At 33.6% G+C, this 22,438-nt stretch carries 20 protein-coding genes and 4 pseudogenes; 12 read left to right on the forward strand and 12 right to left on the reverse strand.

All coding sequences use genetic code 11. From position 1 onward, the window contains the following. Positions 1–103 precede the first annotated feature (103 nt). On the forward strand, positions 104–829 hold the full coding sequence (locus ADF62_RS06150) for a hypothetical protein (RefSeq protein ID WP_048788356.1): 726 nt from the start codon (positions 104–106) through the stop codon (positions 827–829). 579 nt (positions 830–1,408) lie between these two features. Here ADF62_RS06150 and ADF62_RS06155 read toward each other — a convergent pair. The 3 genes from ADF62_RS06155 to ADF62_RS10325 form a co-directional block, all read right to left on the reverse strand. Continuing rightward, positions 1,409–1,813, reverse strand: coding sequence for a type II toxin-antitoxin system death-on-curing family toxin (locus ADF62_RS06155; protein ID WP_027970066.1), 405 nt, complete (start codon positions 1,811–1,813; stop codon positions 1,409–1,411). Beyond that, positions 1,810–2,031, reverse strand: a complete 222-nt coding sequence (locus tag ADF62_RS06160) for an AbrB/MazE/SpoVT family DNA-binding domain-containing protein (RefSeq protein ID WP_027970065.1) — start codon at positions 2,029–2,031, stop codon at positions 1,810–1,812. The genes ADF62_RS06155 and ADF62_RS06160 overlap by 4 nt, the downstream gene beginning before the upstream one ends. A 383-nt stretch (positions 2,032–2,414) precedes the next feature. Then, positions 2,415–2,726 (reverse strand): tyrosine-type recombinase/integrase, encoded by a 312-nt coding sequence (locus ADF62_RS10325; protein ID WP_239665004.1) that lies wholly within the window; start codon positions 2,724–2,726, stop codon positions 2,415–2,417. Between ADF62_RS10325 and ADF62_RS11505 the strand changes: the two are divergent. The 10 genes and pseudogenes from ADF62_RS11505 to ADF62_RS06215 all read left to right on the forward strand — a co-directional run. Continuing rightward, positions 2,613–2,963, forward strand: a pseudogene (locus ADF62_RS11505) (DNA polymerase); the annotation flags it as partial. The gene ADF62_RS10325 and the pseudogene ADF62_RS11505 overlap by 114 nt on opposite strands. Continuing rightward, positions 2,960–3,324 (forward strand): annotated as a pseudogene (locus ADF62_RS06175) (hypothetical protein). The pseudogenes ADF62_RS11505 and ADF62_RS06175, both read left to right, overlap by 4 nt. Next, positions 3,317–3,598, forward strand: a complete 282-nt coding sequence (locus ADF62_RS06180) for a DUF5960 family protein (RefSeq protein ID WP_048788374.1) — start codon at positions 3,317–3,319, stop codon at positions 3,596–3,598. Before ADF62_RS06175 ends, ADF62_RS06180 begins: the two are co-directional and overlap by 8 nt. 141 nt (positions 3,599–3,739) lie before the next feature. Beyond that, on the forward strand, positions 3,740–4,399 hold the full coding sequence (locus ADF62_RS06185) for a type ISP restriction/modification enzyme (protein WP_048788358.1): 660 nt from the start codon (positions 3,740–3,742) through the stop codon (positions 4,397–4,399). Positions 4,400–4,404: 5 nt separating this feature from the next. Beyond that, positions 4,405–6,450 (forward strand): ATP-dependent nuclease, encoded by a 2,046-nt coding sequence (locus ADF62_RS06190; RefSeq protein WP_048788359.1) that lies wholly within the window; start codon positions 4,405–4,407, stop codon positions 6,448–6,450. After that, complete coding sequence (locus tag ADF62_RS06195) at positions 6,443–8,281, forward strand: UvrD-helicase domain-containing protein (protein WP_048788360.1); 1,839 nt, start codon at positions 6,443–6,445, stop codon at positions 8,279–8,281. Before ADF62_RS06190 ends, ADF62_RS06195 begins: the two co-directional genes overlap by 8 nt. Positions 8,282–8,722: 441 nt before the next feature. After that, complete coding sequence (locus tag ADF62_RS06200; RefSeq protein WP_048788361.1) at positions 8,723–9,613, forward strand: Fic family protein; 891 nt, start codon at positions 8,723–8,725, stop codon at positions 9,611–9,613. Between the two features lie 532 nt (positions 9,614–10,145). Next, a complete protein-coding gene (locus ADF62_RS06205) occupies positions 10,146–11,309 on the forward strand; it encodes a hypothetical protein (protein WP_239665003.1) in 1,164 nt (387 codons plus the stop codon). A 177-nt stretch (positions 11,310–11,486) separates the two neighbouring features. Further along, positions 11,487–12,902 carry a Y-family DNA polymerase gene (locus ADF62_RS06210; protein WP_048788363.1) on the forward strand — a complete coding sequence of 472 codons (1,416 nt, stop codon included), beginning with the start codon at positions 11,487–11,489 and terminating at the stop codon, positions 12,900–12,902. After that, on the forward strand, positions 12,899–13,258 hold the full coding sequence (locus tag ADF62_RS06215) for a hypothetical protein (protein WP_048788364.1): 360 nt from the start codon (positions 12,899–12,901) through the stop codon (positions 13,256–13,258). The genes ADF62_RS06210 and ADF62_RS06215 overlap by 4 nt, the downstream gene beginning before the upstream one ends. Positions 13,259–13,369: 111 nt before the next feature. On the opposite strand, the gene xerS is transcribed toward ADF62_RS06215, so the two are convergent. Further along, positions 13,370–14,443: a tyrosine recombinase XerS gene (gene xerS, locus ADF62_RS06220; protein WP_048788365.1), complete on the reverse strand. Its 1,074-nt coding sequence runs from the start codon at positions 14,441–14,443 to the stop codon at positions 13,370–13,372. Between the two features lie 198 nt (positions 14,444–14,641). Continuing rightward, positions 14,642–14,812, reverse strand: a pseudogene (locus ADF62_RS11510) (IS30 family transposase); the annotation flags it as partial. A gap of 17 nt (positions 14,813–14,829) precedes the next feature. Between ADF62_RS11510 and ADF62_RS06225 the strand changes: the two are divergent. After that, positions 14,830–15,434: pseudogene (locus tag ADF62_RS06225) on the forward strand (substrate-binding domain-containing protein); the annotation flags it as partial. A gap of 652 nt (positions 15,435–16,086) precedes the next feature. Here the strand turns inward: ADF62_RS06225 and ADF62_RS06230 are convergent. From ADF62_RS06230 to ADF62_RS11775, 7 genes are all read right to left on the reverse strand, one after another. Then, entirely contained in the window at positions 16,087–17,259 is a 1,173-nt protein-coding gene (locus ADF62_RS06230) for an MFS transporter (RefSeq protein WP_048788366.1), read from the reverse strand. Between the two features lie 6 nt (positions 17,260–17,265). Beyond that, positions 17,266–18,009, reverse strand: coding sequence for an arginase family protein (locus tag ADF62_RS06235; protein WP_048788367.1), 744 nt, complete (start codon positions 18,007–18,009; stop codon positions 17,266–17,268). After that, entirely contained in the window at positions 18,006–19,103 is a 1,098-nt protein-coding gene (locus ADF62_RS06240; protein ID WP_048788375.1) for a radical SAM/SPASM domain-containing protein, read from the reverse strand. Before ADF62_RS06240 ends, ADF62_RS06235 begins: the two co-directional genes overlap by 4 nt. Positions 19,104–19,305: 202 nt before the next feature. Next, positions 19,306–19,455, reverse strand: a complete 150-nt coding sequence (locus tag ADF62_RS11180; RefSeq protein WP_179944336.1) for a hypothetical protein — start codon at positions 19,453–19,455, stop codon at positions 19,306–19,308. 59 nt (positions 19,456–19,514) lie between these two features. After that, complete coding sequence (locus ADF62_RS06245; RefSeq protein WP_048788368.1) at positions 19,515–20,315, reverse strand: YkgJ family cysteine cluster protein; 801 nt, start codon at positions 20,313–20,315, stop codon at positions 19,515–19,517. A gap of 59 nt (positions 20,316–20,374) precedes the next feature. Continuing rightward, positions 20,375–21,232: an Rgg/GadR/MutR family transcriptional regulator gene (locus ADF62_RS06250; RefSeq protein WP_048788369.1), complete on the reverse strand. Its 858-nt coding sequence runs from the start codon at positions 21,230–21,232 to the stop codon at positions 20,375–20,377. Positions 21,233–21,822: 590 nt separating this feature from the next. Next, positions 21,823–21,957, reverse strand: a complete 135-nt coding sequence (locus ADF62_RS11775; RefSeq protein ID WP_105291367.1) for a putative holin-like toxin — start codon at positions 21,955–21,957, stop codon at positions 21,823–21,825. Between the last annotated feature and the right edge of the window lie 481 nt (positions 21,958–22,438).

The following is a 22,438-nucleotide window of genomic DNA, read 5'->3' on the forward strand; positions in this document are numbered from 1 at the left end:
TTCAAAGCAAGTTTCACTCAGACAAGTTGCTGGTAAATGTATTTCTGCGGGGTAGCTTTCAAGGTTTGAGAGAAATGAATCTCATTTAACAGTAGATGCATTTTTGAATTCCTTACAAAGAATGAATGTTTCTCTTGAAGAGTTTCAGTACCTTTATAATATTTATCATCAAATAAACGATGTTCGTTTATCGCAGGAATTATCTGAAGCCTATGTATCTAAGAATATAGTAAAATTAAATAAGATGTTAGCCTGTAGTCAAAAGCTTATGGATGAAGCATCGGATCCTTTAGAACTACAAACGTATACATTAAATTATATTGTTATTAAAGCTATAATGGCTTACTGTAATAGTGACACAGCAGTGACAGAGCATGAAATAACATATCTTATGGAATATTTGTTTTCGGTTGAGGAGTGGGGAAGGTATGAGTTATGGATATTCACAAATACCGCTGGGGTTTTATCTATTGAAACTTTGGATACCTTTTCTTCGGAGATGTTAAAGCGAACACAGCTGTATTACGGCAATTCAAACAATAGAAGAAAAATACACCAAATGCTTTTAAATATTATTAATCTTTCAATTTCTCATGAAAGAAATGATATTGCAATAAAGTATATTACACATTTAGATAAATTAAATATTTCAGACACTGATATGTATGAAAAACTTCTTTTGAAATATAATAAGGCTTATTATAGTTATAGTAATGGCAATAAAGAAGCGCTAAATATTATGAAACAGTGTGCCAAGTTTTTAGATTTTATTGATTGTGAGAATCTTTATTTGCGGTTAAAAGATGAAATAATGACTCTAGAATCTTGATGTTGTGAATATGATATATTTTTATAGTAATTTGGAAAAAGATGGTAGAATATCCATATTTAATAGGAAAGGAGAATTGTTATGGCAAAACCTATTATTCGTAAGGTGTCAAGCAATAGAACAACTTGCTTTGTATCACCAAAACAATTGAAAAAAGATAGCAAGAACTAAATGCTATCTTTTAGTTGAAATACTGCAGTCTGTACAAAATATTGGTAGTATTTGATTGAAGAGACAAATTGGTTCAATAACCTGTTTGTCTTTTTTTAGTACGATGAGCATGTTAAAAATATAGTCAATATCCCCTAGGGGATCCTCTACTGGTGAACTAAATAGCAACTCCCGATCCGGTTTATTGTGAGGTCTTGGGGAGAAGAAAGAAAGTAAAATCATGGCATTATGAACAGAAATGTGATACTAATACGTATTTAGCAGATTAGGTGGCTAGGAACGCTAAAGTCCAATAAGGTAGTTGTTATCTGTAGGTTTAAATCACGATTGTAAATAAGGGAAAATACAATAGAATATAGAAATACAAAAAGTGGTTGTCAACTAAAGGTTGATAACCACTTTTTATCGTCATTTTGTTACATTTCCATCTTGTTTGAGGAAATGGATAATGGTTGTTTTCAATTCATCAAAATCTCCTTGAAACGTTGCAATTTCAACTGTTTTTTCAAGTCCATCATGTAAGGAAAGACTAGATTGGTAGCCATTCATTGCCAGAAACATATGTAAGGCAAGAACAGCAGTCCGTTTATTAGCATTATAAAAAGGATGTTTCTTAATCAAGTTAATCCAAATAATAGCAGCCTTACTGTAAATATCCGGATAGAGAACTTTGCCGAAAATCTCCTGTTTTGGCTGTTCAACAATCATCTGCAAGCTATTAGGGTCAGCTATTCCAACGGGTTCCTTTGGAGAATATTTGCCAATAACCATAACATTGATTTTGATAATATCTGCAGCGGTCAGATACCTCATTTATCCACCAATTCTTTCAAAAGTTCATCGTATTGGTTCATGGCTTTTTCTAGTTCTTTATCAAAATTAAATTTTGGCTCAGCTTTGCGAATGATGACATTGTTTCCTGAAGTAACGAATTCGATTTCTTCTCCGATTTCTGCTCCAAGGGTCTCTTTAATTTGATGTGGAATTGTAATAACCGTACTATTTCCTGTTTTTCTTAAGATAACATTCATGGCTCTACTCCTTTTGTATATACATTATAAAATGAACTTACAAAAAAGTAAAGTAAATACATTTGTTTTTCTCAATTACATAAGCTCCGAAAACTCTTTTTTGATAACCTTTTGATAACCCTTGGCCTGAAATAATAGGTTATAAGTGATGAGAAACGAATAAAGTATCTAATAGGTGCTTGGTATTACTGACATTTATCAAAGAATGATAAATGAGACAAAAAACCAGGTCTTAAGAAAGCTCGTAAAGCTTCACAATTCTCAAAACGTTAATCAATACGATTATATCAACGTTTCAAGACATTCAAGAGTTATCTCTTGGGTGTCTTTTTTTATCAAAAAATCTATAGTTTCCCTGAGAATTTCCCTGAAATTTCCCTGACCTAATTTTTAAGATTCCTAAATGCAATTTCACCAACAGTTTGATTTACTATATCTTTAGTATTAACATAAGTCTTTGTAATTTCTTTGTCACTATGAGTTAAGGCTTCAGAAATTGCTTCTAGTGGAACTCCAGCTTGTTTTGCGAGTGTAGCACCAGTATGTCTTAATTTATGAGGAGATGCAGGTGCTAGTTGACGAAACGACCAATTCAAGCGCAGATGAAAGTAGAGCCGACCAATAACACACAAGTCCTCACAAACCATGTCCTTATTCTCTTTGGAAAGAAATACGAATCGGGAGCAGTGCGCAATATTGCTGTTTCTTACGCTAACTTTGTGGATGAGTCCCTTCAGCTCATTTCACTTTTTGATGATATAGAACACATTGAGAAAGAAGAAAGGCTCCAGACAGCGATTGATACCATCCGAAATCAGTTTGGCTTTACCATGATACAAAAGGCAAATTCTTTACAGGAAGCCTCACGCAGTATTGCCAGAAGTAAGTTGAAAGGTGGGTATTCTGCTGGTGGATTAGACGGACTAAAATGATTGATAGAAGCTATCTCCCCTTTCAGTCTGCTAGGGAACATCAGGACAGGGGGGGATGATGAAATGGATGGGCTTTTTCTTATCAGAACGTACCACATCATTGTCTGAGGATAAGAAAAAGGTTAACATGACAAGCGACTTGACCAAGGAAGAAAAACTTGTCCTTATAGGTCAGTTCTATGCCAGTCAACTGCAAGGACTTTTTATCGTCAAAGAGGACAAACGAAAAGCCACTTACCTTGGGCAAGTGACAGAACTAAGTCCTAAAGAAATCACCATAAAAACAGCTGACGGATATCAGCTGCTTCAAGTAGAAAATATATTATCCATCAGCATGACGGAGGAAACGGATGTTGAGTAGAAAATATATTTACCAAGACAAACTACAATTTGATTATTTCTCAGACTCCTATCTCAGGTTTGAAGAGGATTTCTACCGCTATTCAGCTATGAATGTGCCACTGACTTTTCTAACGGATGATATCCTCAGAGAAATGGCAATGAGCCAGAAAAACTATTTCAAGCTCAACAAACACAACAGCAAAGACGGAAGAGACCATTATTTCTATTTCCAAATAGAAATTGAAAAAAATAATAACTTAGTCAGAAAATACTGGTATGCAGGTTTAAAATAGCAGCGCTATGCGGTGGATGCTATTTTTTTGAGCTCAAAAAGGTTATAATAGTTCTAACAATAATCTGCTAAGGGTACCCTTAGTTAAGTATTACATACTTAACTAATACTTCTGGGTCTTCCTTGGCTCGGAGGTGTTTTTATGTCGTTTGATAATCTTGTCAATCAAATCAATGATTTAGCAGAAACCCAACTCTTCCAATCCAATGACAACATGAACCAAGCCTTTGCGGATAAGCTGGGGCTCAGCCTTAATGACACCTTTGCCTATGTCTACGGTTTGCTCAATTCTCGTGAGTATCAGGAGAAGTACACCAACGACTTGAAGAAAGACTTGGCACGGGTTCCCATTGTCAAGGACAAGGAGCAGTACGTTGCCGTGGGGAAAGCCCTCATGGACTTACACCTCAACTACGAGGAAGTACCAGTTTATGACGGTGTTGAGATTGAAATGTCAGCTCTGCCTTCCTACAAAGTCACTAAGATGAAGTTTGCCAAGAAACGTGATGAAAATGGCAAGTTAGTCAATGACCTCTCCACCATCATCTACAACCAAGACCTAACCATCAGCAACATCCCAGAAAAGGCTTATAGCTATATGGTCAATGGACGCTCAGCCATTGAGTGGATTATGGACCAGTTCCAAGTTAAGACGGATAAGAAGTCTGGCATCACAGATGACCCAAATGATTACAGCAGTGATGAGAAGTATATCTTCAATCTCTTGCTACGGATTATCAACATTTCAATGCAGACAGTTGACTTGGTTAATAGCCTGCCTAAGTTTGAAGTGGAGGAGTGAGTGAAGTGTTTCTAGAAAAAGTAGAATATTGGGATTTTCGAAAATATAAATCAACTGATGATTCTCCCGGATTGACTGTTAAATTTCAAAGAGGAATGAATTTGATAGTTGGTGAGAACGATGCTGGAAAAACAGCAATTATTGATGGAATCAAATTATTATTAGGTACTTTGAGCGATGACTACGATAGAATTGTAGATACAGATTTTTACACAATGGATGGAAAGATATTCAATGAGGAGTTTAAAATCATTGGATTATTTGAGGGGCTTTCAGATGAAGAAGCTGCTAAATTTTTAGAGTGGATTTCATTTGATGAGGGAAATAATCCTCAATTGAAAATTACATTAAAAGTTGTTAAAAAGAAAAACCCTAATGGAAAAGAGTATTTTGATCGTAAAATATATGGTGGGGACAACCATTCCGAGACAATCATAGATAGCGAGGCAAAGCAACTCTTAAAAGCTATCTATTTGAGACCATTAAGGGATGCTCAGAGGGAATTACGTCCAGGTCCTTATTCTAGATTATCTAACATTCTTTCTGCCCATCCTCAGATTGGCGAAGGTGGAAAACAAGAACTTTTGGATATTGTCGGTAAGGCGAACGGAGAGGTAAAAGAATTTTTCTCTAAGGATGAACATAATGTGGTTCAGTTAATTATGGATCAATTAGCAACTTTTTATGATAAAAATGATTTTGAAAAAAGTAAGATTGCATTTAATGTTTCAGAGGCTAATATTTATTCTATACTATCGAGACTAAGTTTAGATACTGAAAGTGTTAATTTAGGGTTAGGCAATTCCAATCTTTTATATATTGCAGTTGAATTGCTTTTGATGCATGATGATAGTGATTATATCGGTCCTAGAATTGCATTAATCGAAGAAATAGAAGCTCATTTACACACACAAGCCCAAATTCGGTTGATTAAGCATATGGAGAATAATTCTTCTACCCAATTTATTCTAACTACTCACAGCACCAACTTAGCCTCTTCTATCAATCCTAAGAATCTAATTTTACTTTACAACAATCAAGCATTCTCAATGGCAGAATCAGAAACTTTGCTAGGAAAAGAAGATTATGAGTTTTTGGAAAGGTTTTTAGATGCGACCAAAAGTAATTTATTTTTTGCCAAAGGATTAATATTTGTAGAAGGTGACGCTGAAAATTTGCTGCTTCCTGCATTTGCTGAGCTAATAGGATATCCGTTACATGAATATGGTATTTCTATAGTTAATATAGGAAATACAGCATTTGAACGATACATCAAATTATTTTCAAGAAGAGGAGATGATAGAATTGAATTACCTGTTTCTATTGTAACTGATGTAGATGTTAGACCTCTGGAATATTACAATGATAAAGGTACGACTGGCAAAGTATACGTAATAGAAAGTCAAAATGAATTTCAACAGATTTTAAGCGAATTGGGATTAGAATCTGATTTAACTGATGAAGACCGTCCCTATGGTACAATATTCTCTACAATAAAGAAACTCAAAGATGGATTCGAGATTAGTGAAACTTCAGATGAAAATAAATTAGATGAAAAAGTTGCTAAAGTGTTAACCAAAGATTATATTAATAGACTTATAGGAGAAAAAAAGGATAATATTATACAAAAGTACCAAAACTATAATGCAAATTCTAAAACATTTGTCGCACCAGCATGGACGTTAGAATATAGTTTAGCAAGAAGTCCGTTAGTAAAATTACTCTGGAAATCAATTCATGAAACAAGATACAAGAACCCTTACGGCACTGTTAATCAAAATAAGTTTGATGAGATAAATAATCAGCTTACCACTAGTGATGATATAATCAGTTCCGAACTAGCTTATGATATCTTTAAACCTTTAAATGATAAGAAGGTCTCTAAAGCAATTGTTGCTCAAAAATTAGCGATTGAAATTGGGAAATTAGCCAGTGAGGATAAAGAGCAACTTAAAACAAAAGTGCTTTCCAATGACTACACTCAATATCTAGTGAATGCGATTAAACATGCTTCTCAAATCAATGAAGAAGAGGGAGGGACTGATGAATGAATTAATAGCATCAATTGAGAAAAGTTTACTCCCATCTGGATGTCATTTTTCCGAGGAACAAAAGGATGTCATTTTACACAACGATACAATGGACGTTGTCGCTGGACCTGGAACTGGAAAAACAACAGTATTAACTGCACGTGTTAAAATATTACTTGAACAATTGAAGGATTCAGGACAAGGAGTTTGTGTACTTACTCACACTAATGTTGCTGTGGATGAAATAAAATCAAGTTTAAGAAAACTCGGGATTGAAGACATAAAAAATCCTCACTTTATTGGAACTATTCAAGATTTTTTCAATACATTTTTTGCTAAGAAAGCGTTTCATTTAATTCTTGGTGATAAAAAAATGCGAGTACTTGATGATGATATATTTCGTGAGAGATTTGATAAGCAATTTGAATTCAGAAAACCAGACTCTTACCAAGATGACTGGACGTATCCTAATCCTGGGAATTGGGAGATAAGATGGAATTTTGATAATTTAGACCAGGTAGCTTCAATGATTGAGCGAAAAATGTATAACAAAGCTTTTAATGATAGCATTATTTGGCTTTTTAAGCAAGGGATAGTCACAAATCATTGTTGCCTAGAACTGTCTAAATGGTATATTGAACAGCATAATGAGATATTTAGAAATATAATCTCAAAAAGATTCACTTATTTATTATTGGATGAAGTGCAAGATACTAGTCAATTTCAATTTGAATTAGTCCAATCGTTATTTGATAAAACTTCTGTGACCATTCAAAAATTTGGGGATCCATATCAAGCGATATATAATATTTGGGGTGGTGATACGGAATTAGCTTGGGAAATCGATGACTCTAAGGAAAAGCGTATTTCAAAAACATCGCGATTCGGCGAGTCTATTGTAAATATAGTGAAAAATGTTTGTGTGAAGAAGTATGATGATTTGGAATCAGATTCTAAGAATAATTCCTTCCCTCCATATTTTATTGTATATGATAATGGCGATGATTTAATTAATAAATATTGTTCACTGATTGATAGATTAGAAAAAGGAAATGAAACTTTTAAGAACTCACCAAAGTCTAAAGTTATTGTCTCAGCACAGCACAAGGATTTGGAAAATATTTTTGGTGAAAGATACCAACGTGTTGTTGTAAAGGATCTAAATTACAGGGGTGATTTAGACTTATTTTTGGATATATGCTTAAAAGAATTATCAAGAAATTTTGAAGATAACTTTGAAGATAGATTGAAAGAAGATGGTTTTAGAATAAAGATATTTAAAATTATTAAAAATCTGAGAAATGAAGATGATGAGAAAATAATCGATGGATTGAGTGCACTTCTTGATGAACTCATAGATGATGAGGGATTATTGCAAAATAAAAATACCTTATGTAATAAGATTAAGAATAAGTTGCAAAATAATTTTTCTAAAAACATACAAATTCAAACTAATGTGTCGGTAGATAATGCAGGTAAAGACATAAGATTGGGGACTATCCATTCGGTAAAAGGGGAAACTCACAAAGCAACTTTACTGATGTTGAATTCAAAATTTACTACTGGGTATGCGGATACCTCACCTAGCTACTCTATACTTCAATTGCTCGAAAAATATTTGAGTAAGAATTATGTAGAACTACCGGAAGATAAAAATGATGAGGAGAAGGAAACGGAAAAAGCTCTTAAACTTGCATATGTGGCACTCAGTAGACCGACTCATCTAGTTTGTATAGGTATTCCGGCTCAATTAATTGAAAGAGACAGTGATTTTTTGAGTAATCTGCAGAATGCTGGATGGATAGAATTTCCTACAATCAATGATACAACAATTGTTAATAACTTGATGTAATTCTGATAAATATATCTTTTTCGGAAAAGCAGAACCTGAGACGTTTTTGTCCTAGGTTCCTAGTTTTCTATTAAAATATGGTAGAGCAAATATAAGGAGATTGTTGCCATGCAAAAATATTTAGAAAACTTAGCTCAAGAGTAGGAAGATGTTGTTTCTAAACAAGCAAGTGTGGATGAGGTTGCAAACTCTATTTTATCATGCCACTTAGAAGCCTTTAAGGAATTAGTAAAATGAAGAATTTGACTGTGAACAAAAGAGATGTCAACGTTTTTGAGGTGATTTACTTCATCGACAGAATGAGATAACAATAATGAATTTCTTACTATCCTTCCGTTAATCTGCAAACTTCCTTCCGATAACAACCCTATCCTTCCGAAGTGTGGTATAATTAGCTTAGACAGCTATGATTATTAAGTTTAGAAAGGATAGGATTTTTCAATGTATATTTCTGTGCAAGAGGCGGCAAAACGTTGGGGAATTTCTGACCGACGAGTCAGAGATTTGTGTAGTCAAGGAAAAGTTGCTGGTGCTATCCGCAAAGGACGCTCGTGGAGAATCCCAGTAGATGCTAAAAAGCCAACGGATGCTCGTTACAAAAAGGTAGAGAGTCTGTTGACTGTTATCGATGACAAAATTGAAATGCTTTCTACCTTGCGTCCCTTAACAAGTGGCGAAGTAGAACGACTCAATGAAGAATTTACGGTTGAATACACCTATAATTCAAATGCAATTGAAGGGAATACCCTAACACTGAGAGAAACGGACATGGTGCTGCGAGGGCTGACGATTGACCAGAAACCTCTTAAAGACCACTTGGAGGCTATCGGACATCGTGAAGCTTTTCAATTTGTCCAATCCTTAGTAGCTGAGAAGCAAGAATTGACTGAACAAGTGATAAAAGATATCCATTACCTTGTTTTATCCGATAAAAAAGATGACCGTGGCATTTATCGCAAAGTTCCAGTGCGTATTATGGGTGCCGCTAATGAACCAGCCCAACCTTATATGATTCGGCCGTTGATGGAAAAGTTATTGGGAGATTATGCAAAAAGCTCTGAGCACATTGTTAGGAAATTAGCTCGTTTTCATATTGAGTTTGAAAGTATTCATCCCTTTATTGATGGCAACGGACGAACAGGACGTTTGCTGGTAAACTTGGAGCTAATGAAGGCAGGCTTTCCTCCAATCGATATTAAGTTTACGGACCGACTAGTTTATTACCAAGCTTTTGACACTTATCATTCAAAAGGGAATCCATCAGAGATGGAAGACTTATTCGCTCGTTATGTTAATGAGAGACTAGACCAGTATTTATTCATTTTAGAGTAATTTTCGCTAAGCGATTTTGTTTAATCACTTTAGATTGATTGCGGTTAGTAAATGGAGATACAAACTGAGACTAATTTCCATGATTGGCTCAAATTTAGTTGAAATTTATCAAAACCTTTGAGATAGTAGAGCACGAAATTAGTTGCAATAACAGCTTTTTCAAGTTAGCTGAATGTGAAAACTATGCAACTAGGTCTTACGAAAAAAGATAGAGTTTGAATTGAAATACAGTGCAATTTACTGAATTTAACCCTCCCCCCCCAAAAAAAAGCTTATTTTTAACCGCACCTCAAAAGTTAGACAGAAAAAATCTAACTTTTGGGGTGTTTTTATTATGAAATTGACTTATGAGGATAACATTCTTATCTATGAACAGACAATATTGAATTGCTTAAATAATAATCAAAAGACTGCTTTAAAATGTGAGAACATTTAAGTATAATAAAAACAGAATACTTAATAGGAAGTCCCCGTTAGCTATTTGAGGTAACGAACACTTGATTTTTGGATATTAAAAATGAAATCTGATTTTATGAAAAAAATTGATTCAAAGAAAAAAGCCATAATTTCTTTTATCGTACTATTATGTTTTTGTATGGGGTACTATGTACTTGCAATTTTACCGCATCAAAGAGCGGTAAAGTCATTTAATGAAGTGACAGCTAAAATTCAAAAAGAAAACAGTAGCTTAGAGGAAACAATTAAAGTGTCTAAGAAACTACTTAGTAGCAAAGATAAGCCCTTAGATGAAAATCTGACGGTTGAACTAAAAAACGAAGTCTCAACTGCTGAAAAGAAGAAGCAAGGAATTCCTAAAATCAAAAAGAAAACAAGCGACATCAATAAACAAGTTAAATCACTAAAAAAACCAATTAACTACACGACAGAGATAAAAAATCTTAAAGATAAAAACCAGAAGTATTCAACAAGTGTTAAACAGTTAAAACAAATTACCAATCCTTCCAATACATTTGTGGAAAGTCGTCTTAAGGAAATTGATACGATTACTGATGTTCAGTCAGCCACAGAAAATAATGATCCAAACCAAGGCTTAAATAAGCAAGGAAGTTATACGGCCGCAGTTTATTTCGCTGACAACGAAGTGATTAACCCAGTTGCTGGTGCTGATTTAGTAGCAAAAGGTACAGATGCCGGTGGATGTGTTGAGGTCTATAAAACGGCTGAAGATGCTAAAAAACGAAATGACTATTTAAGTGCTTTCGATGGCCTTCCAACTGTCATCAACCCTGGTTCACACTATGTATACGGAACAGTTGTTATTCGTGTCGCAGCATCATTAACAGCCTCACAACAAAATACATTAACGCAAAAAATATATGAGAAGTTGATTCAGTTAGAAAATGATAACACAAGCAAAAACACCTCAAAAACGGAAACCTCATCCTCTACGAAACCATCATCGTCTAGTTCAAGCTCTACTCAAGCAACCGTTAGTGAATCAGCTTATAGTGACACCAGAACTGTAGCTGGAAGCACCCAAAAAACACCTGCACAACAACAAGATTCTGGGGTTCCCGAATCATCAAATGATATAATGTTAAATCCTGAATACCATAGCTATGTTGATGAAAATGGTTATAATTCGCTCTTGGGTGCCAATGTCCTAGATAATAGCAACGGAGGCAATAACTCTAATGCCTCTACCGAGTCATCATCAATGGGAAGTTCTGAATAAGTTACTTATAACTCGATACTCCTTTTAAAATGAATTAGAAGACTACTGAAAACGCCAATTACACAGTTATTGGTGTTTTTTACTCTCAAAGACTATTGGCAACACTGTAACACTTGAAAACCTCACGAAAATAGTCTATACTTTTGTTAGTTTATATACTAACAAAAGAGGTAACACATGGGATATCTTGATTACACTAGGGAACCTCGCAGTGATATTGCCTTTATTGATATGAAGTCTTTCTATGCTAGCGTAGAATGTGTTGAGAGAGGGCTACATCCTCTAAAGACTTCTCTATGTGTTATGAGTAGAGCTGATAACTCTGCAGGTCTTATCCTAGCTTCTTCACCGATATTTAAGAAAGTGTTTGGGAAATCAAACGTAGGAAGAGCATACGACCTCCCTTTTGATGTTCAAACAAGAAAGTTCTCGTACTACAATGCCAAGAAACAAGGACTGAGAACAGATTCAGAATACGTGCGATTCATTGAAGACTGGGCAAAAGTGACTTTCATCGTTCCTCCCAGAATGGACGAGTATATCGCAGTTAATATGGAAATCCAAGGCATTTTTCAAAACTATGGTAGCCCAAATGATATTTACCCTTATTCTATAGATGAAGGTTTTATTGACCTATCTAGTTCTCTTAATTACTTCGTTCCAGATAAGCAGTTGTCTCGAAAGCAAAAACTCGACCTTATTTCAGCAAGGATCCAAAGAGACATCTGGAGACAAACTGGTATCTATTCAACCGTTGGTATGTCCAACGCTAACCCTTTACTAGCTAAACTTGCCCTTGATAATGAAGCAAAGAAAACTCCAACCATGAGGGCTAATTGGTCCTATGAGGATGTAGAGGAGAAAGTATGGGCTATTCCAAACATGACGGATTTCTGGGGTATCGGTAAAAGAATGGAGAAACGCTTCAACACATTAGGTATCCATTCAATCAAAGACTTGGCAAATGCTAACCCAGATATCTTGAAGAAAGAACTAGGAGTAGCTGGCCTTCGTTTATGGTTTCATGCTAATGGTATTGATGAAAGTAACGTTCATAAATCCTATAAACCCAAATCAAAAGGTCTAGGCAACTCCCAGGTTCTCCCTAGAGACTATTTTAGACAACGTGATATTGAGATTGTCCTTAGAGAGATGGCCGAGCAAGTTGCTATCCGACTGAGAAAGATAGGCAAAAAAGCGACTGTTGTTTCTATACACCTTGGCTACTCTAAGCAAGAAAACAAACGTTCTATCAATACTCAAATGAAAATTGAACCAACGAATAACACCGACATGTTGACAAACTATGTGTTGAAGTTATTCCATTATAAATACACTTCAGGAGCAATCCGAAGTGTAGCGGTTAATTATTCTGGTTTTGTAGATGAATCTTTTGGATTAATCTCACTATTCGATGATGTCGAACAAATTGAAAAAGAAGAAAGGCTCCAGACAGCAATAGATTCTATCAGAGACCAATTTGGCTTTACCTCTCTACTAAAAGCTAATGCACTTGACGGTGCATCGAGAAGTATTGCCAGAAGTAGGCTCATCGGAGGACATTCAGCTGGAGGATTGGATGGTTTAAAATGATTGATCGTTCCTATTTACCATTTCAAGCAGCAAGAGAATATCAGGACCCTGGGATGCAGAAGTGGATGGGGTTCTTTCTGTCCGAGCATACCTCATCATTACATGCTGCTAAATATCGTGTTGATTTCTCAACAGACTTAAGTAAGCCTCAGAAACTCTTATTACTTTCTCAACTCTATGCCAACCAACTTAAAGGGCAGTTCACTATCAAACATCGTGATAAAAAAGTGACTTTATTTGGCGAAGTGAGAGAACTGTCTCGTAATGAAATATCAATAAAGACTAGTGAAGGGTATAGATTAGTCCAACTCGACAATATCCTTCAAATTCAGCTTTTGGAAAATCATATTCACTAAAAAAGCAACAACCTATATTATGTAGTTGTTGCTTTTTAACTAGAACTCTTAAGCCTATACATATATATTGTACTATGTATCGTGTATAGCTAAAACAGAAGTGACTATAAACTACAAGTCACTCAGTGCTTCCTTAGTTGTCTCTGCAGCTACGTGTGCATAAACCTCTACCATTGCAGTCCCCTTGTGTCCCAATTGTTGGGAGACCAGGAGACTGTCTTTTGTTTGCTCATATAGACGTGTCGCAAGTGTGTGTCGCAGTTTGTGAGGAGTAGTAGGCTTACCATAGGCGGTAGATAACTTCTTCACCAAAAGCTCAACAGAACGTGTGCCAAGCCTTGCAGGCACTTTATTCTGAGTCGTTAAGAAGAATGCTTTATCTGAATCATTTGCTGCGTAGCGTCCCTTCCTAATTTCTAAATAACGCTCGATATAAGGTATGCCAAATGGAGCGATATTTACAACGTCCTTTTTCCCACCTTTTCGAATAACTGTAATTGTTCTTGTGGCTAGATTGACATCTTGCATATCTAGGTTCACTAATTCAGATAACCGGACTCCAGTAGAAAGTAGAAGTGCTATGACAGCAAGATCACGCTCTTTATTTTTGACAAAGGATACCTGGGCACGTTTTGAGATTTTCTTTTCATGTTCATTATCGATATAGTCCAAGAAAGCCTGTGTATCATTTAAAAAGAGTTTTTCTTTCATGTTATCAGCACGACTAGCCAAGGTATCTTTAGGTTTCTTGATTTTGACCTTAACCATGACATTTCGGTAAAAATAAGGCTCACCCTCGTCATCCTCAGTTTCTTGAGTAAGATACTTAAACAAACTTGAGAGAGCATCCTTAGTCCGAACAATGCTGACTTCAGAGATTGAACGACGCTCAGTATTTTCACGAAGATAGACAAAATAAGCTTCGATAATAGACTTTGGTAAATGGGCCAGCTCATCAATATGAACATCGGCAATCGTATCATAATCTGCGTATCGTGCGGTTTTACCCAATTTCTCATGATCTCTAATCAACCATTCAAAAAATCGTCTATATTCCTTTAAGTACTCATACAGTGTCTTATAGCTATATGGAATTACGAGCTTTGCTTGATAATATTCCTTAACATACCAAGGCATAATCTCAAGCAACCCGTTTATATTTTTCATTAGTGTTTCTTGTTTCATATCAGCCTCAAATCTAACAATTTTCTTGTTAGTAGTAGTTTATCATAACTAATATGTGTATTCAACAAATACTTATTTTCCGAACAGATGTATAAGTTCCCTATGTTAATAGAAAAAACTATCTCTGGGACGTATGATATCATTGAATCTGTAAAAGCATTAATTTTTGATAAATTGCAAGATTAAGTGCAACAGTTATTAGAACTCATCTTCTAGAGCTTCATAAGCAGTTTTGTAAGCTAAACATTTTCGCAGTCGGTGATTGGTATCATATAAAGCCTTGTTCAAAGCGTCCTCAGAAATGGTGGCTAAATCTGTTTTCTTTGAGAAATATTCTCTTAGTAAGCCAATTGCTTTTTCATTGCTTCCTCAAAGCTAAAACAAAAAAATGGGGCAGTGAAGAACACGAGTTAGATGACATCTACTATTATAATATTCGACTTGGTATTGAAAAAAGAGCCCATGAACTAGACTACGAGATGCTTCGCTTTTTCAACGACATTCCTTCAAATCTGGAAGAGGGGGTCATTGGTGTACTTTGTATCGGAAAATTTAGTCGTGAACAAATTGCGGAACTAGAAAGACTTAAAAAGACCCTGGTCTTTGTGGATAGTGATACTCTTAATCAAGGACATCCCTGTGTTACTACTGACTTTGAAAACTCCGTACAAACACCACTTTGTTATCTAAGAGAACAAGGATGTAATAGTATAGGCCTGCTCACAGGGCAAGAAAAAACAACAGATGCAACTGAAATCATTCCTGATCCTCGTTTACGCTCTTATCGGAACTACTGTATAGAAAAAGGAATCTATGATCCTCTTTTAGTTCTTACTGGGGATTTCACTGTCCAATCCGGCTATGAACTTCTAGTATCTAAGATAATGTTCCTAATGACATTCAAATTATCTCTTTTAACGATACTAGTCTTGCTAAACAAGTGTATCCCCCACTTTCAAGTGTCACTGTCTATACAGAAGAAATAGTACGAAATAGGTAATTTTTCAATTCACTGTTTTCTATGATTTTGAGGTCCTAACTACAATGTTCAGATAAACGATAACTCAAACTCCAATGTCTGGTTTTTCTAGAAATAAGAGTTTGAACAATAAACCTGAATAGAATATTAACATACATAAATTGATTTAGACTAGCGATTTTGATAGAATTAAAGAACAGAAAGAGTAAGTAATATACACACTCAATCTCTTTTTAGAGCCGTTTAAAAGACGGTACTAGTTTAAACAAAAATAATAACACTTGCTCCTCAAAAAGATATTGAAAAATTCTAATTCTACTGTTATAATCTCATTTGTAGGTAGATACACCAATGTATAAATGAATCAATCTTCCCATGGTCTCTAATTCACTTCTATCTCACAGAGACTTTTTCTTACGTTATTGGTGACATTAAAATTTTATATAAGTGCCTACCGCTAACTAGGGTTACCCCCTAGTTTTTTTACTATAATCTCTCACATACTCATTTTTTGGAGTATAAAGTAAAACATTACTAAAAAATCAGCTATTGATGTCAATGCAATAATGCAGACTAGGTGACTAAAAAAGACAAACACTCAAAATAGCATTTGTCTACTTTATAAATTAACTAGCTCATTTGCTTGTTTTCTGATTTATAAATATTACTTATCAATGCTTAGTTCTTTGAGGTTTACAAACACACAATAACACAGAAGAATAAACAGAGCAAAAACAGCAAGACTTCTGAAAACTAAAACAAGATGACTACTTAAAAAGGCAAAACTTCCTATTACTAAAACAGCAGTTCCTGAAAATACAGAATGTAAGGTCTCCGAGTAAATATATAGTTTCTGTAATTCTTTCATGTTAAGTGACAACTGAAAATAATTGGTTTCGATTATCCCCATCATTGTCTGACCTATCGCTAGAAAAACATAACTCATTAGTACTGTATAAATGTTCGAAGATGTACTAAATAAAAGTAGATATAGAACATAAAATGAAAGACCTAAGGCGAAAGCTTTCATATGAGAACGTATTTGTTTCACGAAGCTAAGAAGGAAGCTAATTACTAAGAATGAAACTGCTAAAAATGATAAGGAAAAGGAATACATAGAATCACTAATACCGAGATACTTTGTTAAATAAACAACTTCATAAGTATCATAAACAACTCCAATTGATCCCACAATAACTCCAGATAATAGAACTAATGCAATTTTCTTGGATCTCAGAAGGTTAAATAATGTAATGTCTAAACTTTGCTTTTTTCTTTCTTCTTTTAAATTTAAAGTCGAAATATTTGGTAAAAATAAAAGACTAGTAGCTCCCACTATCAAAAGAAAAGCATAAACTGCAAACAACAAAAAGTGACTTTTATTAATCAATAAACCAACAAACAACGGTGCTAAAAAATAAGATACAGAACCAATGCTTGTATACCTAGCGTTAAACTTAATCAATGAATCCTTGTCTATAATAATTGGTACACAACTATATAATAAACTGGAAAACAATACATTGACAACCTCAATTATGAATACAACTAATAGGACAATTATATGGTTTAATCCAAAACCTAGTAAGAAAAGTAAGATTGCCTTTGTAATTTCTAACAGAATAAGCAGGTATTTTCTGCTCAGTTTACTATTTGAGATATTAATCCTATTTGTAACTATTGCAGCTAAACACTTTACCACCCAAAAATACATAACTAATTGCACAGAAATTCTAGACAATAGAATGTTGATCAAGATAGTATAACCATACTCTGAGATTAACGATGAGAAACGATTAAAATAAATACTCAATGCTGCATATTTTTTTATTTTCAATATTTCCTATATCCTCCTTAATTTTGATTTAACAAATTGAATAATCTGGTAAAAAATGTGAGCATTATCACTTCCAACCATAGGATTGTACTCAACTATATCACAAAAATATACCTTATCAGAACAAAAAATTTTGGAAATTATTCCAAGAAAATCGTTCATTTGAAATCCACCAATAATAGGATATGATACTGAATCAAAAACAGATGGATCCAAAACATCAATGTCAATTGATAAGTAAATATCTTTTGACTCATCAATATAACTATCTAACTTTTTCAAAACTCTACTCTTATTTAACCAATACTCCTCCATTGAGAGGATGATTATTTTATTATCAAATGAACTAGGAATCTCAAAATTCCTTTCCCCGATAATAATTATTTTTTCAAAAATATCGGTTAAAAAGCTTAAAAAATTCCAATTTTTTACAACACTTTCAAAGTCTTTGAAGTAGTCTAAATGAGCATCTAAAACAATTAAATATGCTCCCTCTCGAACAGTGGCCTTTGCTAATAAATAAGTAACTGAATGATCTCCTCCTAAAGCAATCTGAACTTTAGATTCGGCAATAGTTCGACTTAGACTTTCTAAATCAATAGAAAATAAATCTTGGTTACCTAAATTAATTGTAATTATATCAGAATCTTTCCTATCATATAACATCGCTTCTTGATAATATTTTGTGGGAGCAAATCTCGCTCCTGGAATTCTACTTCCACCATCATAAATAATAGATAATATTTTCATAAACTCATTGACTTTGGCTTAATCCCAGTTAAATTATATGCTAACTTGCACTCCTGTATATCGGGACTCCCAATAGAACCTCCGAAAAACTGAGCTCTACTTCTACACCCACCTTGACAAACATAATTTGCAGGGCATTCATTATAATACTTACATCTTACATTTCGAATATGATTGAAAAACTTCGAATTAATCCAAATATCACTTAAAGTCTTTTCATTAATGTTACCTCCACAAAATTTAGTGGAAGATAATGTCGGACAAAATCCAACATCACCTGACGAATTTATAAACACATAAGAATTGCCAGCACCACAATAAAATGATTCAAATGTGGATTCGGATATATTATTACAATTTGCTTGAATATTGGGAATACACAAGATAGCATTATTAAATTCTTCATCACTAATTGATAGTTGATTATTCCTTTCAAAAGGTAAAAACCTATCAAAAGCATATTTTACATCTAATCGATCAAACAACTCTAAAAAATACTTCACTCCGCTAATATTCTTGTTATTCAAAACAACATTAATAGTAACAGGTACTCCTAAACTCCTAAAATATTCAATATTCTTAATTGTTCTCTTAAATGTACCTCTTCCTCTAATTGAATCATGTATTGTTTCATTCCAACCATCTAAACTAACTTTTAGTCTTATACCATCATATCTTTGAATCAATATTTTAAAATCTTCAGGAATATAGACAGCATTTGTAAAAATTGTTGTACACATTCCCTCCTTTAATACTTCCTCAATAATTTCACTTAATCCTTGTAATAATAATGGTTCGCCTCCAGTGAAATCAACATCCATTACTCCCAGCTGCTTAGCTTCATATACTATACTTGAAATTTTCTTCCTATCGAGCTCCTTTGAATAATCAGGTAAATAACAATGCTTACATCTTAGGTTACATTTGTTCGTAACCTCAATCTGTATCACTTTTAATGGTATTTTCGTTGAAAATTCAACAATTTTAGTGTTGGTCTTAGAGAGTGATATTTCATTGTTATTTAGAAAATCTATAACATTTTTTATTACCTGACTCTTTGAATCAGAAAACTTTTTCAATGAAAATTGGTACATAAATTTTAAAGCTAAAAATGTAGCTAAATTTAATGAAAATAGTTTATTATTCCTATTATTCCTAAGTATTCCTTGCTTATTGTACCAATTAAAAAAAATCGAGTAAACATTGCTCGTCATATTAATTCCCTGCAATCTTCCAAAAATATTAATATAAAAACCAAAGGATTAGAGATAGACTCTAATCCTACAATCAGTTCTATTAGACATGCGGTGGGCAACGACCTTTGAGTCCATCAATCAACTCTGTAGCAACAGAAGGTTTAATTTCCATAATGTCAATAGATAGACCGCTAGAAACAACTTCTTCTTCTGCTAATTCAATTTGTGCAATAGCATCACTAACTTGCATCGTAATATCCTCCATTATTTATTTAAGAATCAATAAGTACCCATAACAAATCATAGAAATCATTCTTTATCTATAAAATTTAGCTGAAAATGCTTTGAAATTGTCTTATTAAACTGATTTGCAATAATAAAGTATATGTTATCTGTTCGTATATATGATATTTTTTTATAAACATCTTCACAAACTCTCTTGTAAAGATTCCAAAATTGATTTGCTTGTGAACTTGTATAAGATAAGGGTATACTTCCCCATCTAAAATCTAAATAATATATATACCATTTTTCATATTCTTTAAACTCTGTAGTGCCATCGGCAGTCTTTGTTCGATAATACTCTGATAAAGTGTTTTTAAAATCATTTTGATATTCAATCTCATATTTCAGCCTTTCCTCTGAAACATGCAAAGACGGACTAAAAACTGGCACCCCAGTTTTAATATATCGTAAAACTACATCTTCTATATCCTTGTACCTCTGCCCCTCACCAAGGTTCAGTTGAAATGTCGGACAAGGAGTAAAAGAAACAACATAGAAGTTCTGAATTTTCTTAATATGAAAAGGATATAATTCACAAGTTAATGGCTTGTTCAAGCCTAAATCATTTATCGTACAACCCAATTCAGAATGAAACCAGCACTTTTTACCACAACTCAACAATGAAACACTATCATCACTAACAATAAAATCTTTAAGATACGTGCGTTTTAGAAAACTTGCTGTCTTTGCATCAAGTAATAAAGAATTATTCACATGACAACAAGAACCTCTACACTTTTCACAATTATAAGAGATAATATCATCTAGAAACGTATAATGAATGATATCTTCTGAAATCTGTTCAGGAAATTTAATAATTCTCATACCAATAATATATCATTTAATTTTGACACTGATGATTTATATCATATACACAAATCCAACTACATTTTTAACACTCCAGATAAATGATTTTCAAATTTTATAGCTAAATTCTCACTATTAGCCAGCTTCATTGCAGCAATACACTTCTTCATTTCTAGAATAGCTTTATTGCTCCTATTCTTCCTTAATTCATATAAATTTTTTGAATAATGAAACACTAATTTCTCGTAAATCTCAGTTTCCGTAAAACAACTATGATTTAACTGTTTTTCAAAATACAACGCATCAAAATATTCATCTCTTTCAATACTTATGATATAACAATTTAATAGCATTGTTGAATGTAACCTTCGGTAGTTTGGTAAATCCTTGTAAAATTCTGAACGTTTACACATTTCTCTTGATAAAAGCATCATTGTTTGATGATTCAATACATCTACAGTATTCTCAAATAACAGTAGTTCGTAACAACCCCAATATTCTACAGAGAATAGGTAGTCTGATAAATATTGGATATCAGATTCATCATAGTAACTTTTGTCTGATAAGTCCTGTAAACGAATTTTTATTAAAATAGTATTTAGAGTATAAAAAGTCTCACGCTTTTCGATTTTTTCTACTTGAGAGATTAATAACTTTTCCATACCTGACACGTTCCTTGCTGAAACAAATAAACTAATCTTTTCTAAGATTTCATTAAACTCATCTCTCTGAAAGTCGTTTGCTGCATACATAAACTCATCAATAGGCATATTTATTGCATTTAAAGCTAACATAAACTTACTAATTGTCAAATCTGTATTTTCACGCTCAAAACGGGAAATATGAGATACTGATACGCCTAACTTTGCGATATCTTTTAAGACTAATCCCCTAGACTCTCTAAATTTCTTAAATAATTTTCCATAATTGTTCATAAAAAACACCTCTTTTGCATATACGAGAATTTTCTAGATAAACTTAAAAGTATTATATCATATAGTGAGATCGGAGGTTAATTTCTATGAATAAAGAAAGTTTTTTAGCAATCTTACTTCTAATTTTTGAAGGCATTATTGTAATTGCTGTTGGCTAAACAAATAGAAAATAAAGACACCACAAAAGTTAGACATCGAGAGTCTAACTCAGAATGAAGACAAAGTCCTCAGAAGTATAACTTCTGAGGACTTTGTCTTCATTCTGGGGCAACCCCATTGGGGTTGCCTTAAACTGCAAGTATTTAACTTACAAGAATAAAAGAAAGTACCTTCATTTTACTTTCTTTCTACCAAAATCTCAAGCATTTATATTACTTAGCCTTAGTTTTCTACTATTGTATATATTTAGAATAGATTGAACTCAATATAAAAAAGTATACATGAATTGACTTAAATTGGTTATTCTGATAAAATTGTGGTAGAAAAAAGAAGTTGAGCTGTCACTCAACTTCCATGTAGAGCCGTTTAAAAGACGGTGGCTAGTTTTAAACGAAAATAATCCGTCTTACTTCGCCAAAAGTGGGGACGGATTATTTTTTGTCATCGTCTTTAAAGAGTTTGTAGCATAATCCAATTAGAGCGATAGTAAAACTACCAAAGCCTAGAATGGTTTGCACAATCTCGAACGCTGTCAAAACGGCTCTCCTCTCTACTAGATTTTGAATGTTTGCCCATAGGCATCACTCCTCTCTAATGAATGAAAGCCACCGTCTATCACTTTTCTACATATAAGAGTATATCAAATCCATATAATAAAAGCTATCTATAAAAGTCTGGCTCCTTCCATTACGTAAAGACCTGTTTTTCATAAGTGTTTTTAGTGAACATACTACAAGTATCAATAACTATAAAAGATTATTTATAGTCATTATAAAACATATAAACAGACTCTATTAAGGAAATGTAAATGATTAAAAATATTGCAAATTTTCAATCATCTTGATATAATCATAATTGTAGGCTTACACACCATACAATAAATAATTCAATCTTCCCTTAGTCTCTAATTAACTTCTATACATAGAGGCTTCATGCTCACATTATTCGACACTTAAAAGTTTTATGTGAGTGCCTACTACTAACGGCTCTTTTCTACCATTTGTCAAGTCTATCAAGGCTTTAAGTAAAAAAAGAGATAAGACAGTA

The organism is Streptococcus sp. 1004_SSPC, from assembly GCF_001069025.1.
In the GTDB taxonomy this organism is placed as follows: Bacteria; Bacillota; Bacilli; order Lactobacillales; family Streptococcaceae; genus Streptococcus; species Streptococcus vestibularis.

Coding starts and splice junctions, on each gene's coding strand:
- ADF62_RS06155 (WP_027970066.1), bottom strand. CDS start 1,813: ATGAGGTATCTGACCGCTGCAGATATTATCAAAATCAATGTTATGGTT.
- ADF62_RS06160 (WP_027970065.1), bottom strand. CDS start 2,031: ATGAATGTTATCTTAAGAAAAACAGGAAATAGTACGGTTATTACAATT.
- ADF62_RS06185 (WP_048788358.1), top strand. CDS start 3,740: ATGTCGTTTGATAATCTTGTCAATCAAATCAATGATTTAGCAGAAACC.
- ADF62_RS06195 (WP_048788360.1), top strand. CDS start 6,443: ATGAATGAATTAATAGCATCAATTGAGAAAAGTTTACTCCCATCTGGA.
- ADF62_RS06200 (WP_048788361.1), top strand. CDS start 8,723: ATGTATATTTCTGTGCAAGAGGCGGCAAAACGTTGGGGAATTTCTGAC.
- ADF62_RS06205 (WP_239665003.1), top strand. CDS start 10,146: ATGAAAAAAATTGATTCAAAGAAAAAAGCCATAATTTCTTTTATCGTA.
- ADF62_RS06210 (WP_048788363.1), top strand. CDS start 11,487: ATGGGATATCTTGATTACACTAGGGAACCTCGCAGTGATATTGCCTTT.
- ADF62_RS06215 (WP_048788364.1), top strand. CDS start 12,899: ATGATTGATCGTTCCTATTTACCATTTCAAGCAGCAAGAGAATATCAG.
- xerS (WP_048788365.1), bottom strand. CDS start 14,443: ATGAAACAAGAAACACTAATGAAAAATATAAACGGGTTGCTTGAGATT.
- ADF62_RS06235 (WP_048788367.1), bottom strand. CDS start 18,009: ATGAAAATATTATCTATTATTTATGATGGTGGAAGTAGAATTCCAGGA.
- ADF62_RS06240 (WP_048788375.1), bottom strand. CDS start 19,103: ATGTACCAATTTTCATTGAAAAAGTTTTCTGATTCAAAGAGTCAGGTA.
- ADF62_RS11180 (WP_179944336.1), bottom strand. CDS start 19,455: ATGCAAGTTAGTGATGCTATTGCACAAATTGAATTAGCAGAAGAAGAA.
- ADF62_RS06245 (WP_048788368.1), bottom strand. CDS start 20,315: ATGAGAATTATTAAATTTCCTGAACAGATTTCAGAAGATATCATTCAT.
- ADF62_RS06250 (WP_048788369.1), bottom strand. CDS start 21,232: ATGAACAATTATGGAAAATTATTTAAGAAATTTAGAGAGTCTAGGGGA.